The organism is Stutzerimonas nosocomialis, assembly GCF_005876855.1.
Classification (GTDB): Bacteria; Pseudomonadota; Gammaproteobacteria; order Pseudomonadales; family Pseudomonadaceae; genus Stutzerimonas; species Stutzerimonas nosocomialis.
Window position 1 is genome coordinate 1 of record NZ_QLAE01000059.1, and the last position, 15,166, is coordinate 15,166.

26 protein-coding genes are annotated in these 15,166 nt (G+C 61.2%); 18 read left to right on the forward strand and 8 right to left on the reverse strand.

Annotation, left to right across the window (positions count from 1 at the left end; all coding sequences use genetic code 11):
- Nucleotides 1-113 precede the first annotated feature (113 nt).
- From DN824_RS21685 to DN824_RS21710, 6 genes are all read right to left on the reverse strand, one after another.
- Entirely contained in the window at nucleotides 114-473 is a 360-nt protein-coding gene (locus DN824_RS21685; RefSeq protein ID WP_138410394.1) for a helix-turn-helix domain-containing protein, read from the reverse strand.
- A 678-nt stretch (nucleotides 474-1,151) separates the two neighbouring features.
- Nucleotides 1,152-1,409 carry a DUF1654 domain-containing protein gene (locus tag DN824_RS21690; protein ID WP_158295404.1) on the reverse strand — a complete coding sequence of 86 codons (258 nt, stop codon included), beginning with the start codon at nucleotides 1,407-1,409 and terminating at the stop codon, nucleotides 1,152-1,154.
- A 152-nt stretch (nucleotides 1,410-1,561) separates the two neighbouring features.
- A complete protein-coding gene (locus DN824_RS21695; RefSeq protein WP_138410396.1) occupies nucleotides 1,562-1,966 on the reverse strand; it encodes a type II toxin-antitoxin system YafO family toxin in 405 nt (134 codons plus the stop codon).
- A gap of 8 nt (nucleotides 1,967-1,974) precedes the next feature.
- A complete protein-coding gene (locus DN824_RS21700; RefSeq protein WP_138410397.1) occupies nucleotides 1,975-2,499 on the reverse strand; it encodes a hypothetical protein in 525 nt (174 codons plus the stop codon).
- A 123-nt stretch (nucleotides 2,500-2,622) separates the two neighbouring features.
- A complete protein-coding gene (locus DN824_RS21705; RefSeq protein WP_138410398.1) occupies nucleotides 2,623-2,826 on the reverse strand; it encodes a carbon storage regulator in 204 nt (67 codons plus the stop codon).
- A gap of 33 nt (nucleotides 2,827-2,859) precedes the next feature.
- The gene (locus DN824_RS21710) at nucleotides 2,860-3,645 is read right to left on the reverse strand and encodes a S24 family peptidase (protein WP_241666759.1); all 786 of its coding nucleotides are present in this window, start codon (nucleotides 3,643-3,645) and stop codon (nucleotides 2,860-2,862) included.
- On the opposite strand from DN824_RS21710, the gene DN824_RS22625 reads away from it, so the two are divergent.
- From DN824_RS22625 to DN824_RS21795, 17 genes are all read left to right on the forward strand, one after another.
- Nucleotides 3,644-4,069, forward strand: a complete 426-nt coding sequence (locus DN824_RS22625) for a helix-turn-helix domain-containing protein (RefSeq protein WP_194150432.1) — start codon at nucleotides 3,644-3,646, stop codon at nucleotides 4,067-4,069. The two genes, DN824_RS21710 and DN824_RS22625, sit on opposite strands and share 2 nt — an antisense overlap.
- A 174-nt stretch (nucleotides 4,070-4,243) precedes the next feature.
- Nucleotides 4,244-5,227: a replication protein gene (locus DN824_RS21720; RefSeq protein ID WP_138410399.1), complete on the forward strand. Its 984-nt coding sequence runs from the start codon at nucleotides 4,244-4,246 to the stop codon at nucleotides 5,225-5,227.
- Complete coding sequence (gene dnaB / locus DN824_RS21725) at nucleotides 5,224-6,564, forward strand: replicative DNA helicase (protein WP_138410400.1); 1,341 nt, start codon at nucleotides 5,224-5,226, stop codon at nucleotides 6,562-6,564. Before DN824_RS21720 ends, dnaB begins: the two co-directional genes overlap by 4 nt.
- Nucleotides 6,564-7,256 carry a PDDEXK family nuclease gene (locus tag DN824_RS21730; protein WP_138410401.1) on the forward strand — a complete coding sequence of 231 codons (693 nt, stop codon included), beginning with the start codon at nucleotides 6,564-6,566 and terminating at the stop codon, nucleotides 7,254-7,256. The genes dnaB and DN824_RS21730 overlap by 1 nt, the downstream gene beginning before the upstream one ends.
- The gene (locus DN824_RS21735) at nucleotides 7,253-8,026 is read left to right on the forward strand and encodes a phosphoadenosine phosphosulfate reductase domain-containing protein (protein ID WP_138410402.1); all 774 of its coding nucleotides are present in this window, start codon (nucleotides 7,253-7,255) and stop codon (nucleotides 8,024-8,026) included. The genes DN824_RS21730 and DN824_RS21735 overlap by 4 nt, the downstream gene beginning before the upstream one ends.
- Nucleotides 8,027-8,030: 4 nt before the next feature.
- Nucleotides 8,031-8,294 (forward strand): TraR/DksA C4-type zinc finger protein, encoded by a 264-nt coding sequence (locus tag DN824_RS21740; protein WP_138410403.1) that lies wholly within the window; start codon nucleotides 8,031-8,033, stop codon nucleotides 8,292-8,294.
- On the forward strand, nucleotides 8,291-8,962 hold the full coding sequence (locus DN824_RS21745; protein ID WP_138410404.1) for a dcm methylase: 672 nt from the start codon (nucleotides 8,291-8,293) through the stop codon (nucleotides 8,960-8,962). Before DN824_RS21740 ends, DN824_RS21745 begins: the two co-directional genes overlap by 4 nt.
- On the forward strand, nucleotides 8,963-9,478 hold the full coding sequence (locus DN824_RS21750; protein WP_138410405.1) for a hypothetical protein: 516 nt from the start codon (nucleotides 8,963-8,965) through the stop codon (nucleotides 9,476-9,478). It begins immediately after the preceding gene.
- A complete protein-coding gene (locus DN824_RS21755) occupies nucleotides 9,475-9,771 on the forward strand; it encodes a Ref family recombination enhancement nuclease (protein WP_138410406.1) in 297 nt (98 codons plus the stop codon). The genes DN824_RS21750 and DN824_RS21755 overlap by 4 nt, the downstream gene beginning before the upstream one ends.
- A 154-nt stretch (nucleotides 9,772-9,925) precedes the next feature.
- Nucleotides 9,926-10,219, forward strand: a complete 294-nt coding sequence (locus tag DN824_RS21760) for a hypothetical protein (RefSeq protein ID WP_138410407.1) — start codon at nucleotides 9,926-9,928, stop codon at nucleotides 10,217-10,219.
- Nucleotides 10,216-10,704, forward strand: coding sequence for a dATP/dGTP diphosphohydrolase domain-containing protein (locus DN824_RS21765; RefSeq protein ID WP_138410408.1), 489 nt, complete (start codon nucleotides 10,216-10,218; stop codon nucleotides 10,702-10,704). The genes DN824_RS21760 and DN824_RS21765 overlap by 4 nt, the downstream gene beginning before the upstream one ends.
- A 69-nt stretch (nucleotides 10,705-10,773) precedes the next feature.
- On the forward strand, nucleotides 10,774-10,962 hold the full coding sequence (locus tag DN824_RS21770; RefSeq protein ID WP_241666761.1) for a hypothetical protein: 189 nt from the start codon (nucleotides 10,774-10,776) through the stop codon (nucleotides 10,960-10,962).
- On the forward strand, nucleotides 10,959-11,318 hold the full coding sequence (locus tag DN824_RS21775; protein WP_138410410.1) for a RusA family crossover junction endodeoxyribonuclease: 360 nt from the start codon (nucleotides 10,959-10,961) through the stop codon (nucleotides 11,316-11,318). The genes DN824_RS21770 and DN824_RS21775 overlap by 4 nt, the downstream gene beginning before the upstream one ends.
- Nucleotides 11,318-12,454, forward strand: a complete 1,137-nt coding sequence (locus DN824_RS21780; protein WP_138410411.1) for a winged helix-turn-helix domain-containing protein — start codon at nucleotides 11,318-11,320, stop codon at nucleotides 12,452-12,454. Before DN824_RS21775 ends, DN824_RS21780 begins: the two co-directional genes overlap by 1 nt.
- Nucleotides 12,451-12,804, forward strand: a complete 354-nt coding sequence (locus DN824_RS21785; protein WP_138410412.1) for an antiterminator Q family protein — start codon at nucleotides 12,451-12,453, stop codon at nucleotides 12,802-12,804. Before DN824_RS21780 ends, DN824_RS21785 begins: the two co-directional genes overlap by 4 nt.
- 372 nt (nucleotides 12,805-13,176) lie before the next feature.
- Nucleotides 13,177-13,392 carry a hypothetical protein gene (locus DN824_RS21790; RefSeq protein ID WP_138410413.1) on the forward strand — a complete coding sequence of 72 codons (216 nt, stop codon included), beginning with the start codon at nucleotides 13,177-13,179 and terminating at the stop codon, nucleotides 13,390-13,392.
- Between the two features lie 109 nt (nucleotides 13,393-13,501).
- Nucleotides 13,502-13,822 (forward strand): phage holin, lambda family, encoded by a 321-nt coding sequence (locus DN824_RS21795; RefSeq protein WP_138410414.1) that lies wholly within the window; start codon nucleotides 13,502-13,504, stop codon nucleotides 13,820-13,822.
- 113 nt (nucleotides 13,823-13,935) lie between these two features.
- On the opposite strand, the gene DN824_RS21800 is transcribed toward DN824_RS21795, so the two are convergent.
- Both DN824_RS21800 and DN824_RS21805 read right to left on the reverse strand, forming a co-directional pair.
- Complete coding sequence (locus DN824_RS21800; RefSeq protein WP_138410415.1) at nucleotides 13,936-14,262, reverse strand: helix-turn-helix domain-containing protein; 327 nt, start codon at nucleotides 14,260-14,262, stop codon at nucleotides 13,936-13,938.
- Entirely contained in the window at nucleotides 14,246-14,500 is a 255-nt protein-coding gene (locus DN824_RS21805) for a type II toxin-antitoxin system RelE family toxin (RefSeq protein WP_138410416.1), read from the reverse strand. The genes DN824_RS21800 and DN824_RS21805 overlap by 17 nt, the downstream gene beginning before the upstream one ends.
- Before the next feature lie 258 nt (nucleotides 14,501-14,758).
- Between DN824_RS21805 and DN824_RS22930 the strand changes: the two genes are divergently transcribed.
- The gene (locus DN824_RS22930; protein ID WP_138410417.1) at nucleotides 14,759-15,154 is read left to right on the forward strand and encodes an HNH endonuclease; all 396 of its coding nucleotides are present in this window, start codon (nucleotides 14,759-14,761) and stop codon (nucleotides 15,152-15,154) included.
- The last annotated feature ends 12 nt before the right edge of the window (nucleotides 15,155-15,166 follow it).

Here is a 15,166-nt window from a genome sequence, read left to right on the forward strand (position 1 = left end):
GGTTGGCGCGCTCGCCGCCTTCCTCGTCGTCTAGCCATTTCCCGTGCTTCTCGATGATCTCTGCCAGTTCTTCCGGTGTGTAGGTCTTCATGTGTTTGTCCTTGTCGGGGTTGTCATGCCACTTCATGCCGCGCTATCCGAACGAAGGTAGCCACCTTCGGAGCCCGCATAGGGCGCTGTGCGGGGCGATCTGCTGAGTTGAAGCCAGTGGCCAGGCAGAGCAGTACCATCAGCGGGGCGATGATTCCGCGCTTCATGGCCTCAAGGCACAGGCCACGGGTGGTGCGCTGCATGCCCAACTTGAACCGGGCGTCATCCAACTGCTTCGCCACGGTCGCGGGAGCGCAGCCCATGCGGCGTGCGATCTCCTTCGCGGTCATGTCGGATGCAGCCCAGAGTGTTGCTTCGAGCTGACGCGGGGCCAGGCCCTTGCCCAGTCGCCCCTGCCAGCCTGCTATCTGAATGGTGTCCATGTGGAGCTCCGTAAAGCGTTGTGCTGTATGGGTTGAGTGATCTGGCCGGCGCTTATCTCCGGCTATCGGCTACCTAGTGGCTACCCAGCGATTTGCGCTGCCAGCAGGCTGCGCATTCAGATCACTCACCGATACAGCCGGGGCGATTACCCCGGCGCTATCGTTCAACTCTCCGCGCTCACCTGCTGGGCTCTTGCGCGTTCCTTCATCTGGCTGTCAGGCCGGGGTTACTGGCCACCTCCGGCTGGGCTCAATCTCGCCGCTTCACACTGTGCCGGTACTGCGCCTCATCTTGGCTCCGGCAGGGAGTGCTAACTGCGCGTCTCGGTTGCTGCTGATTCCAGATGCATCAACAGGCCGATCCGGCATGGTGACCAGAGCCATGCGTGGGCCAGGTTCACTGGCGTATCAGTCGGTTTATCCACCATCGCTCAGGCTGTCGGCTCTCGCCGGACCTGTCGGGACTGAGTGGTGCAATCAGTTTTTAAAGAGCGTTTAGGCCTGGGCCAGGGCATCGCTGCCTGTGTTGCGCGCCGTGTTGCTTGGCGTTGAGGTAAATATCAACCAGAGGTTGATGTTTGTCAACAACCGGCAATTGATATTGCGCAGAAAACATCAACCGAGGGTTTTAACCAGGTGAGGGATGCGAAAAGGCCCGCTCAGGTGGCGGGCCGATACTCAGTGTTCCGTGCGGAGCCACCGGACATGAACGGATCCGTCCGGCCGATGGGTAAGGGCAACGCCTTCGGCCTGCTGGACCTCGTCCAACAGGCGCTCCCAGTCTTCCGGGTGGTCGTTTGGGTGTGGGGAAAGGTTTGCCTGGCGCTCGACCTGGGCGCGCGGCGTAGAGATGATGTGGTTCACGCGACGCACCAAGCGGTGATAGCTCGAGATTTGTCGCTGATGGGTAACGGTTTGAGCCTGAGTCCGATTCATGACTTCCTCCTTACTGCTGGATACCCATACAGTATCGGCCATAGAGAAAGCGACTCAAGGGGGATCCGACGTGTCAGCCTTTGGTATGTCAACAAACTGGACAGGTCAGGAAAGCGAGCACAAAAAAGCCCGCGCGGGGCGGGCTGGGGTTCCTAATACTGATCTCTAAATTTTTGTGCGAGGCGCGACAGCCACTGCATGAGCTTTTCATCTCGAGCCTTGGCGTGCGCATCTGGGTTGAACAGCGCAAGCAAGCAAAAATGGTTTTCTTCTATTTCGCCCTGCACGTAGACCAAGGCTATGTCGCTCGTTCTGTCCATCTGAGGAAGCCGCCGGGGAAAGCCGGCAGGATTGATGTGCATGTGCATTAGGCGGGCCTTATATGCCGCCGCCGGCTGTATGTACGGGGCATCACGGCCGAAGTAGTCGGGTAGCTCGTCGTTCTCTTTGTACGACCGGAAATCGCCAATGAGGTGATCGAGCAGACTCCTAAAAGGCTTCGCTGGCTCAGCGAAAAGCAGGTGCGTGTCTGGATGATATCGGACGATCGCTCTCATCCAGGGTGTTAGCCGACCATCTGCCAGATGTGGCGTGAACTATGATCGGCGATTGCGCTCAGGCCGCTTCGATTGATAGGGCTATCGACCGGATTAGCTGGAGGCTGGCACTGCCTTGCGACCGATACGATCTGGCTGACCCGACTCCTGATCGAGGCAAGCGCGCGCAAGTATTCCCGACGCTGCGCCGGTTCGCCTACGAAGTCATTGGACTGGCGGGTGTGGTTCTCTAGGCTTCTCAGCGTGTCGCCTAGCGCGATGAACGTTTGGACGTTCAACTGCCGTACGGTGGCGTGGTCGGTGATCATCTTTCTAAGCACCTCGTCCAGCAGCTCGCCCACATCGGCCGCGCTGGACCGTATTTCGTCAAGGACGCTAACGAACTGCTGTGTACTGCGGACGCTTGCCTGACCAGGCTTTTGCGTAGGTGATGACACGTAAGCCGCTTCAGCACCAACGACCAAGCTCAGAGCTGTGCTAACAGCCACACCGAGCCTTGTCAGTGCGCCGCTGATGCTATCGATGTTTGCCATGATTGCCTCCTCGCTAACGAGTGCTTTAGGCAGAGTATTCCCAACTTGGGATACTTGGAAGGGCGCGGGAGTATAGCGCCGCGCGCAACCGTAAACCAGACACAAGCGCTACAGCATAGACAATTACGAAAGCAATTCATCGCGAACGATGTTTATGCTCTTCGGCGCCTCAATGCTGACCGCAACCTGACGGCCGTCGAACTCACCGATGTGAATCGTGATGCCGTCGCGCAGCAGCTCGGCGAGCAGCTTCTCGGTGTCGACGCATGGGTCGATGGTGAGTCGAATGTCTTCGCCTTCCCGGCGGGTGAGGGTTAGGTATCCCATAGTGTCGCTTCCTTGCGGTGGTTTCGGGTTTCTCTAGAGCCGTACTTTGCTCGGCGCCACGATGTGCCCGACGTAGTGGATGGAATCGATCTGGTCAGCAGGGATTGTGCGGCGCCCGAACTGTTCATTCACGGATTGCACCACTACCTCTTCGTCTGTCGCCTGCAGCAGCTCCTTCAGCATGCACTCACCGTCACGCAAGCGGATCATCACGTACTCAAGCGGAACTAGTCTGTGGTTGGGCTCGATGATTGCAATCCAGCCGGAGCGGATTGCTGGGGCCATTGAGTCGCCCTTAAGCCGCAGTGCGTAGGCGCCAGGATCGCGAGAAGGTACGTCAACCACGCCGTCCGCTTCGTCCAGAGCGTACCAGTAGCCCTCGGTGCCCATCTGGGCCGTTCCGAGAATCTTTATCTCGCGGTAGGGGCTGGTGATCTCAGGGCCGGGCTCGACATTCGAAGCTTCGGCGCCGCCCCGCATAGGGCCTTCGCCGTACTCTAGCCACTGCGCATTCACTCCCAGCCAGGAGGCGAGGGGGCGCATGTTTTCTTTTTCCGGAATTGACTCTGCGCGAAGCCATTTGCTGGTGGCTTGGGTGGTTGTCTTGACCCCGACCGACTTTAGCCCATTGCACAGGTCAACGTTGCGCCCACGAGCCGCCCTGACCCCTTCCTTCTGGTCTAGGGCCTTGTTCAGGCGGGCCGTGAAAGCCTCTCGGATGTTTGAAGACGCAACCATAGGTTGATCATTGCATGCAGCTTGCGCAACTGTCAGTTGATCTCTAATATCAACTCGTAGTTGATAAGCGAGGTTGGTCATGGGCAATTCCATTGCAGATTACTCCTCAGCCGTGGCTTGGGCTGTGGACAAGGTAGGCGGCCCTGTCTCGGCCGCCAGGATATGCGGCGTAAGCCGTACGGCCGTTGATAAGTGGATTTCGAAGGGGGCGCTGCCTCGCACCGAATACACCGGCGAGTCGAGGCACGCGGAGCGCCTAGCTGCTGCCTCGGGCGGAGCGTTCACCGCAGAAGACCTGCTGCGTTCTTCCATCCCCTCGGGTAGCGCTGAGGCGGTCAACGCGGAGCAAGAACAACAGCCGAAGCCGGAAGGGTTCGTCGAGCGGCGCAGGCCCTGCGCCCAGGCTCACGCAGGCATCCGTACTGGTCGTCGCAGCACTGACGCCACAACGCGCGAGCGGATCCTCGCTTTGGCTGCTGCGAAGCGGGGCGAGTTGCCTGAGTGATTCGTGGTTCGACATGGCTGCTCATTCGTTAGCGATGAGCAAAGTCTAGGCAGAGGCAGCAGAGCAGCAAAGAGGGGCGGTAGGGCTGGGAAGATATCCAGTACTACAGGCACAAAAAAGCCGGGATTGCGGCCCGGCTTCTTCGACAGCGTTCGATCTAGGAACGAGGGAATTATGGACAACGTGATTCAGATTGGCAACACCCAACGGGGGTTCACCCGGATGGACAACAGCATCATGGATGCCTTGATGGCGATCGATCTGCCAGCGCGTGAGCTGAAGGTCGCTCTGTTCGTTGCCAAGGCGACCATCAACTTCCAGGCCGGCCCTGTTCGCATTTCCGCTGCAGAAGTGTCCAAGGCAACCAACATTCACCCTGACGTGGCTTCCCGCGCTATCAGCCATCTGCTGAAGCGTCGCGTGATCTTCCGTGAAGGCGGTGCTCGCGGTTCGATTGGCCTGTGCGATCCGAAAGAGTGGGTCTACTACGAATGTCCGAATCGCACCAACAAGTCCGATTCGGACCAATCCGCAGATGTCATCGAGATCGCGAGTCGGACCAAAACCGACGACTCCCTTCCTTATTCTAAGAACTTACCCCTAGTAACTGTTCCTTCGGAACAGATTACTGCCCCCCAAGGGGGCGAGCCCGCCCAGGTCGAGAAAGATTCCGGGGTTTCGTTCAACGGCGAGGACTTCCAGGTCAGCTCTGACCTGATTACCAAGTGGGCGAAAGCCTACGCACCGGTTGACGTCGAGACTGAGATTGTCCGCGCCGCCGCCTGGGCTTCCGCTAACCGGCCAAAGAAGGACTGGCGCCGCTTCCTGGTCAAGTGGCTGGGCAGCGCCCACCGCAAGGCTGCTGGCAACGTGAACGAGGCTGGCGTCCCGGTAGACCAGATCATCGACCTGTATCACCGCGTATGCCCGAACCTGCCGGCCGTTACTGTGAAGGCCGACAAAGCCCTTCGCAGCATGATCGTCGAGCGCTGGAACGAGGCTCCGGCCCACCAGAGCGGCAAAGGCTTCTGGCTCCCGTTCTTCGAGAAGGCCAACAACCGCAGCCAGGTTTTCTACCGCGGCCAGAACGTGGTGCCGCGCCTTGAGGCTCTGGTAAGCCGCGCCGTCTTCCGTGAAATCTCGGAGGCGCAGCAATGATCGAACTTCACAGCCTCGAAGCCGAGCACGGCGTCATCGGTGCAATGCTCAAGCAGCCGCACCTGATCGACGTCCTGAGCGATGACCTGTCGCCCGAAGCGTTCGCCTACGCCGACAACGCCGACCTTTATCGCCTGATCATGGAGCTGCACAACGACGGCGAGCCGGTTGACGCGATCACCCTTGGCGACCGCATGGCGGAGCTTCCAAGCGGCGCTCGGACCACGGCCTATGCCGGCGAAATCCAGTTCAACACGCCGTCCGCCGCCAATGCCAAGACCTACGCCAAGATCATCCGCGACCGAGCCGTGGCTCGCCAGATCGTCGCCGCCGCCGAGCGCATCCACGAGATCGCTCATGACCAAGCGACCGTCGAGGACAAGATCGCGCAGGTGCAGTCGACCATCCTTTCGCTCGGCACCGATGGCGGTGACGCCGAATGCCAGACCATGGCCGACATGTGGGCCGAGCACATCGAAGTGCTGCAGGTTCGCCTTGATCGTTTCGCCAAGGGCGAGGCAATGGATGGTCTGGGCACGGGCATTCCGGACCTCGACAAGTACACCCAGGGCATGAAGCCGGGCCAGATGATCGTCGTTGCTGGCCGTCCAGCCATGGGTAAAACCACGCTGGCCATGAACATCGCGGCCGACGTCGGCATCAACCAGCGCAAGCCGGTTGCCGTGATCAGCCTGGAGATGAGCAAGACCCAGCTCATGGACCGCCTGCTGGCTGCGGTGGGCGGCATCCCGCTGCCTTCCCTGAAGACTGGGGAGTGCAGCAGCGACTACAGCGCCGAGCTGGCAGCCGCAGGCCTGAAGCTGAGCCGGTCGCCGATCGTCGTATCTGACGTTCCGGTCATGACCATGGCCCGCATCCGTTCCATCGTCCGCCGCCAGAAGCATCGCATGGGCGGCATGGGCCTCGTGGTCATCGACTACCTGGGCTTGGTCGAGGGTGAGGGCGCTGGCCGCACCGAAGACGTAACCGTCATGTCGCGCCAGATCAAGCTGCTGGCCCGCGAGATGGAATGCCCCGTAATCATCCTGTCCCAGCTTAACCGCGGCTGCGAGTCCCGCCCGGACAAGCGCCCTGTCCTTTCCGATCTGCGTGAGTCCGGCGCCATCGAGCAGGACGCCGACATCGTGATGTTCGTGTACCGGGACGAGGTTTATCACCCGAACACCCAGGACAAGGGAATCGGCGAAATCCTGATCCGCAAAAACCGCGACGGCGAAATCGGAACTGTCCCGACCGCCTTCCAGGGCGACAAGTCCCGCTTTGTCCCGCTCGCCGCGCACGCCCGCAGCGGCAATGTCATCGAGGTGAACTTCTGATGAAAAGCCGCCGGACTGTATTCGAGCACAACGGCTACAAGCTGCGCTCCTACACCGAACTGATGTGGGCGCGCCTGATGGACGCCATCGACGTGTTCTACCTCTACGAGCCGGACCTGATCCAGGTCGAGGGCTGCAAATACCTGCCGGACTTCTACTTGCCGGCCGCTGACTTCTATCTGGAAGTGAAGGGCACATACCCAACGCCAGAAGAGAAGGCAAAGGCGGAGCAGGCGCACAAGGCGACAGGTTGCCCGGTTGTGTTCCTGATTTCTCGCCCCGAAAGCGACAAGAACGGCTTCATGAATTGCTGCATCCAGGCGCCCGGCGCCAAGGGCTGGATTGATATCTCCCTGCATGACCTCGACCAGATGTACCGCGTTGTCGCCGGCGAGATTCCATGGATCAAGGCGCTGATCTCTGTCCGTGAAGATGACTACGACTGGGTACGCCCGATCGGCGAAATCATGGACGAAGTGCTGCTTGAGATGGCAGGTCGCAGCTCAATGGAAAGCCATCTGCGCCTGGTGCACAAGCGGGTCAACGAAGAGCGCTCGTCCGTAGAACGCACAACCTCAATTGCCGAGCAGGGGCTGACCTGGTGGCGCAATCGCTACTTCCCTCGCGGTAACGACTACATCCGAATCGATGCGGCCGGGCAGAAGCACCGGGCGCTGGGAGCGACACGATGAGTCATGTCATTTTCGTCAGCTACGGCAACGATTCAATTGCCCTGATCCAGTGGGCGCACGAGCAAGCCCTGCGCGATGTGACGTGCCTTTACTCCGACACGGGCTGGGCTGCTGATTGGTGGCTGAATCGTGTGGAGATGGGCGAGGCTCTGGCTGCGTCCTATGGCTTCGCCACGGCGCGCACCGAGTCGGAGGGAATGCTAGCCCTGGTCCGGCGTAAGAAGGGCTGGCCAGCCGGTGGCGGCATGGGCTCTTTCTGCACGGCTGAGCTGAAGGTTTTGCCGGCTCTGGCGTGGCTTGAGGCTAACGACCCGGAGGGCGACGCCATCTGCATGACCGGTGTTCGTCGTGACGAAAGCGCACATCGCTCTGACGCTCCCGAGCATGTAGCTGAATCCCCCAGACATGGCGGTCGCGACCTATGGCAGCCGCTAGTCCGGCACACCGACACGATGCGAGACGAGCTGATCCTGCGCGCTGGCTGGGTTCCGCTGCCGCATCGGTCTATGGAGTGCTTCCCCTGCGTCAACGCCAACATCGACGACCTTCGGCTCCTGACTGAAGACCGTATCGAGCTGATTGACATCACCGAGCAGGAGCTTGGCCTTACATCGAAAGGCAAGCCGCGCGTCATGTTCCGCCCGGCACGACACAAGGGCGCCGTAGGCATTCGCAGCGTTGTCGAGTGGGCGTCCTGCCTGCGCGAACGCGACCAAATGGAAATGTTCGGGTCCGGCGCTGGCTGTGACTCCGGTTTTTGTGGGGGTTAACCAGATGTCCGATTTCAATGAAATGGCCGAAGCCCTGGAGCAGAGCCGCACCTGTCCCGAAGCCGGCGACAAGGCCGCTGCCTATCAGGTACTGGCAGAGATCAGCGGCGTGGCTGCTGTGCGCGCCCGTATGCAAGGCGAAGGTCGGCCGGACTGCCTCGATTGCGGCGAGGAAATCCTGCCGGCCCGGCGCAAGGCCGTGGAGAACGCCGTGCGCTGCAAGGAGTGCCAGGACGACCACGACAAGCGGGAGGGGCGGCGCGTATGAAAGGCGTAATCATCTCCCTCTGTGATCTGACCGGCGCCATGGTCGCGCCGTGGGTCGAGGCCGGCTACGAGGCTGTGCTGGTAGATCCGCAGCACGGCCGATACAGCAATGACGGACGCATCGAGCGTCTGCCCTGCACCGTGCTCGAGGCCGCTTGCCGGCTTGGCGAGATCATCCGCGGTCGTCGCGTAGTGTTCGTGGCTAGCTTCCCGCCCTGCACCGACGTGGCTATCTCCGGCGCTCGTTGGTTCGCTGCAAAAGCCGAGGAAGACAAGCACTTCCAGGCAAAGGCCGCTCTGGTTGCGGAGCAGTGCCGTATGGTCGGCCAGCTGTCCGGCGCGCCCTGGTTCTTCGAGAACCCGCGCAGCGTCTTCAGCACGATATTCGGGCCGCCTGGCCACACGTTCCACCCGTACCAGTTCACCAAGCTCTGCGCCGACGACAACTACGTCAAGCTGACCTGCCTTTGGGCTGGCGGTGGCTTTGAGATGCCGGACGAGTGCCGGGACTTCAGCCTGGGCGAGCCCGACAGCCGCATTCACTACGCAGCCCCAGGCCCGGAACGCGCCAACTTCCGCAGCGCCACGCCGAAGGGCTTTGCCCGGGCCGTGTTCGAGGCCAACGCCCCGCACCTGCGCCGGCAGCTGCATCTGTGGGAGGCCGCGTAGATGGCTGACACCAAGCGCAAGCCAAAGAAAGCCCGCCCGGTCTACTTCAGCGTCCGCCGCCTGGTCGATCCGTCGACCGGCGAGGAGGTTGGCGCCCTGGTCCCGCGCCATCGGATCGATCAGCGCCTCATGCGTGAGCGGAACTACCGCGTCGGTGACGAGCTGCGCGCCGACCTGAAGAAGCCGCGCAATGCCAAGTTTCACCGCCTGGTGCATGCGCTCGGCGGGCTGGTGGCTGACCAGATCGAAGCGTTTCAGGGTATGGGCTGCCACGACGCCATCAAGCGACTGCAGCGCGAGACGGGCATCTGCTGCGAGGTCCAGACGATCGACCTGCCAGGCATCGGCAAGTTGGACGTGTCGGTAGCCCAGTCGCTGGCCTTCGACGAGATGGAAGAGGGGGACTTCTACCAGTTGTGGCAGGGCATCTGCCGCCACCTGTGCGACCGCTACTGGCCTGGCATGACTGAAGAGCAGATCGGCCAAATGGTTGAGCTTATGCCGGAGGCCGCATGACCAAAGCCGAAAGCACCCACCTGTCCCGCGTCGCCTCTCTGGGCTGCATCGTCTGCCGGAACTTGGGCTATGGCGAAACGCCGGCAGCCTGCCACCACATCCGCGCCGGCCAGGGCATGAGCCAGCGAGCCAGCCACTTCGAAGTGATCCCGCTCTGCGGCGCGCATCACCAGACCGGAGGGCCCGGCGTCGCCATTCATGCCGGGCAAAAGACCTGGGAAGCGAAGTACGGCACCGAGCGCGAGCTGCTGGCTCAGGTTCGGCGCCTGCTGGGTATCGAGGTGGCCGCATGAAGCTCTGCCCCATCGACGCCACCCACAAGACAACCGGCTTCACGCTCGAGCAGCGCCTGTACTGCCACGACTGCCGCCAATACCACCCATGGCCACTAAAGGATGGCCAGCAACCACTCGTAAACCCCAGCCGAGCCGATAGGAGGCCGCAGCAGTGAGTCCAGAAATCCAATCCATCGTGGTCTTCACCGCGGCGTTTTTCCAGGTCTTCCTGCTCGGGCTGAACAGCAAGCTCCTGCGAGACGACAAGATCCCGGCCGGCTTCGTCGTGTCCTGGCTAATCACTCTGGCGCAGTTCGCCTACATCTGGTCGGTTGCCCACTCAGAAATCAGCACGGTTCCGTTCCTGCTGATCTCCGGCCTTGGTGGTTCGCTGGGCATCACGTTCGCCCAGTACTTCTACCGCTGGTACGACCGCAAATTCCACCGCAAGGGAGCCGCAGCATGAGCGAGAAGCCAACCAACCCGAAGGACATGATGGGCGTGATGAAGGCGCCTATGTCCACCGTCTCCGCGCCGGTAATGGCTGAAGTCGGCGTTGCCATGCTGGAAGGCGCCTTGAAGTATGGCCGCCACAACTATCGCGCCGTCGGCGTCCGCGCCTCGGTCTACTACGACGCCACGATGCGGCACCTGATGGACTGGTGGGAGGGGCAGGACATCGACCCTGACTCGGGCATGTCGCACATCACCAAGGCCATCACGTCGCTGGTCGTCCTGCGCGACTCGATGATCCAGGGCAACTGGAGCGATGACCGCCCGCCGCACTCGCCGGAGTTCTACGCCGAACTGAACCATAAGGTTGCCGCGCTGCGCGAGAAGTACAGCGACCGGTCGCCAGTCCACTACACGCAAGCGCACATGGCCGCCTCGTTCGGCCAGCAGAACACCATCGACTGCCGCACGGGCGCAGAGAAGGCGGAACTGGCATGAAGATCAGCGCAATCGACTTACAGGCGAGGCTAGGCGATGAAGTGCTCTGCGGCGAATGCTGGATTGAACTTGGCGGAATTGACTGCCGATGCTCGGGCGCTGATCGAAGCGGACAAGACGGCCTGCCTCATCCGGTGGAAGTGTCGCGGCCTGCCGGAGAAGGAGAAGCAGAGGCTCGGGCCGCAGTTGCTGGCAGCTGTTCCCGAGAGTGCGCGACCTGCCGTTGTGGCGGCGCTGAAGGCGAGGGCCGGTAAATGACTGCCATCGCCCTTCCATGGCCCCCGAGCAACAACACCTATTACCGACGCGTAGGCGCCAAGACGCTGATCAGCGCCAAGGGCCGCACCTACTGCAAGGACGTCACCGCGCTCTGCCAGGCGGCCGGCGTAAAGAAGATGGAAGGGCGCCTGCAGGTGGTTATCACCGCCTGCCCACCAGATCGCCGCCGCAGGGATCTGGACAACCTCTGCAAAGGATTGCTTGACGCACTGACCCACGGCGGAGCCTGGGAAGACGACAGCCAAATCGACCATCTGACCATCAAAAGAGGCCCTATCAAGGCCCAAGGGTGCGTCGAGGTGACCATTACAGAGATAGACGGGGAGGCAGCCTGATGGCCGCACGCAAGCACGACGACGAGACAATCAAGGCCGCGCTGTTCGGCCGCACGGTAGCGGAGGCTGCGCAGATCCTCGGGCTGCACGAGCGCAACGTCTACACCCACAAGGCGCGCCTGGCTCGCCAAGGGTGGAGCCCGGAGCACGACATGGTGAAGACGGTGCCGGACGGGTTCCACCTCAAGGGCACGTCAACGCTGTACGGCAAGGACGGCGAGCAGAAGCTGCAATGGGTCAAGTCGAGCATCGATCACGAGCGCCAGGCCGAACTGATGAAGGAGGCGGTCAAGGCGCTGGCTCTGGACATCAAGCCGGCCAAGGCGCTGCCGGCTCCGCTGCACACCCTCGCGCACCTGCTCAACTGCTACGTCATCACCGACTACCACCTCGGCATGAATGCCTGGGCGGAGGAGACGGGCGCAGCATGGGATATGAAGATCGCCGAGGACACGCTGGTCGGCTGGTTTGGCGCCGCCATTGCCCAGGCGCCTGACTCCCACACCGGCGTATTCGCTCAGCTTGGGGATCTGCTGCATTGGGATGGTATCCAGGCAGTCACCCCGACATCCGGCCACGTCCTTGACGCCGACACTCGGTTCCAGAAGCTGGTCCGCGTGGCAATCAGCGTCATCCGCCGCGTAACGGCCATGCTGCTGCAGAAGCACGAGCGCGTCGTCCTCCTGATGGCTGAGGGCAACCACGATCTGGCATCGAGCGCCTGGCTGCGTGAGCTGTTCGCCGCCCTGTACGCCGATGAGCCCCGCATTGAGGTCATCACCCGGCCCGATCCGTACTACTGCATTGAGCACGGCCGCACGTCTCTGTTCTTCCACCACGGCCACAAGAAGCGGATGGACTCGCTCGAAACGGTGTTCATCGCCAAGTTCCGCGAGGTCTTCGGCCGTACCAAGCACAGCTACGCGCACACCGGCCACCTGCACCACAACGTCCTACGCGAGACGAACACCATGCAGATCGAGCAACACCGCACCCTGGCCGCGCCAGACAGTCACGCAAGCCGAGGCGGGTGGATGAGCGGACGAGACGCCAAGGTCATCACCTACCACGCCGAGCACGGCGAAGTGGGGCGAATCATTGTGTCAGCCGACATGCTCAAGGGGGAAGCAGCATGAAGAGCGCCGAAGAGCTTTTGACCCAATGGGGCATCTGGGTATGGCAGAAGACAGGCGTGCCCCGGTACGTCTCTCCGATGCTGGCCATCATGCGCGACAACGTGCCGTGCACTCACGCGCCAGATGCTGCGATCACTGACGAAGAGGCAGAGACGGTATCGGCCGTGGTCGCCCGCCTGCAGCAGCGCTATCCCGAGGCTTCGGAGGCCGTGCACCTGTACTACTGCTACAACCGCACCATGGAGCAGATCGGAAAGCAGCTGGGCAAATCCCGCCACCAGGTGAAGGACATGCTGAGCCGAGTGCACGGATACGTCGAGTCGGAGTTTGATCGACGAATGGCAGCTTAATTTACATGTCGCACCTGTTGACGTGTTAACGCCGATCTGGCAATCTGGCACAAATTGCGGTTTTACCGCTTCAGAAGAGCCCGGCCATTGAGTCGGGCTTTTTTGTGCCTCAGTTTCGGGCGGAACCTGGCTGACGAAGGCCTCGCCATCCTGCGCCCATCAAACACCACGCCGTGCGACGGCAAGCGCTGCCAATACTCGTGTCATCCAATACAGCGCACCTAATCCCCGGCCTGCTTGCAATCGGCTGCGCGCCACACGCAGCACACTGCGCGACCTGATAACAGGTATCGCCCTGCAGACGTGCGGGGAGTCGGGATCTACACCTTTTGGCCTCGCCTAGTGCGGGGCTTTGTTCTTTCTGGAGGCTGCATGTTCACCGTCAAGGTTTACACCGACTACGGCTACTTCCAGTACGAAGTGAAGGAGATGACCTCAGCGATCGAGCATGCCCAGCTCATCATGGAGCGTGGCGTCTATCGCCGATCCAACGAGCGCGGCGAAGTCGAGTTTCACAAGGTCATCAAGACCAAAGTGTGCGGCGAAGGCCTTGCATCCGAATACCCGGACACGTTCAAGCGGACGTAGCCGAAACCCTCTTCCGGCCCCATGCCTCTGACTGCTTCCTTGCTCCCTGGCGGATAGCGACAGGCATGTGAGGCCGGACCTATCAACTACCCCATGCGGGATAACCGAGATGTCAAAAATGCCTGACCGTCCAGAGACATGGCAGGCCGTGCTCGCATGGCTGCAAGTAATCGCCCCCAGCGTTTACGCATTCTGCCTTTCCGTAACGATCGCGATTGTTCGGGTCATCCACGGCGGCGGCACGAAGCGGCAGATGATTCTCGAGGGCGCGCTGTGTGGATTCGCCACGCTGACTCTGGTCCCGCTGCTCGAATACTTCGGCCTGCCCCAGTCGATGGCTACGTTCGTTGGCGGATCGGTTGGCTTCCTTGGTACTGAAAAGCTCCGTGACCTGGCTATCCGGTTCGGGGAGAAGAAGGCGGGCGTATGAAGCGCACGGCCTGGCGCATCGTCTTCGCGTCCTGCATGGTAACAATGTGCGTGCTGGGCTGGGCAGTGGTCGAGCTGATCCGCTGGCTTGGTTCGCTGATGGCCTGCGCCTGATTACACGTCGAGCAGATCCGGCGCAATCCCAAGCGCCGCGGCGATCTTCTCTCGAGTTGCCTTGCGCGGCTTCGCTGCTGCTTCTTGCTGGGCATAGGCCGACTGGCTGATCCCGAGGCGCTCAGCCATCTGCATTTGGGTCAGCCCAAGATGACGACGCCAGGCCCCAATAGGCGTCATGCCTTCCTTGACCATATAGCCGACCACCTCGTTAGGGACCAGATCCTCCTGGGGATGGCTGGCAACGTACTCGGCGTAAGGGATGACCACGAAGGCCGGAGTTCCATCCGGCCCGTTGATGATCTGCACGTTAGTAGGTGTGTTCATCGCGCTTCTTCACCTCTTCGATGTTGACGATCTTGATGCCGCCGTCCCAGTCGAACATGACCCGGTAGTTGCCTACCCGCAGGCGGTAGCCGTACTGGTGGTTCTTCAGGGCTTTGACGTTCTGGGTGTTCGGCATGTGGGCGAGGGCCTGGGCGGCGTCATAGATCTTGGCCTGATCAGGCTTGGCTACCTTGCCGAGCTGCTTAACCGCTTTCCGTGTCCAGTTGATCTTGTTCATGCTGCCCTCGCTGTCCATGGGGTGCATTATAAGTATTCGTATAAGTATAGGCAAGCAAAATACCGGGGAAATATCTCCGGAATGCTTATATATGACTTCTAGGAATCAGCGCGATGGATCGGAACCATGCCAAGAGCGATAGGGGTGTGCCTTTGCCCCCGCCATGTCGTCTTGTTTGCATCGCATGTGGTGACATCACCGCTACCGGGCAGCACACCCATATCCTGTGTCGACTGAGTGAGTGGCTGAGGAGGAATGATGCCCGTCAGGCCACCAAGGGTGTGCGCAGAGCCCGGCTGTAAGAGGCCGACAGTGTCAGGCGCCCACCGCTGCCAGCAGCACAAGGCGCAGGCCGACCTCCGCAGAGAAGGCCAGCGTAAGACGGTGCATCGCCAGTACAACGAAAGGCGAGACGAGTCGGATAGCTTCTACAAGACCGAGCGCTGGAAGAAGCTCAGCGCGTACTACCGCAAGGTCCATCCGATTTGCGAAGAGTGTGAGCGGGCGGCCAGCGACATCACGGACCACATAAAGGCGTACAAGACGCACCCCGAGCTCGGCCTAGACTGGGAAAACCTGCGCGCACTCTGCAGGCCATGCCACAACCGCATAGGGGAGCGAGTAGGTCTTAAGGCTCTACCCGGCTGTGACTGATCGGGTGGGGAG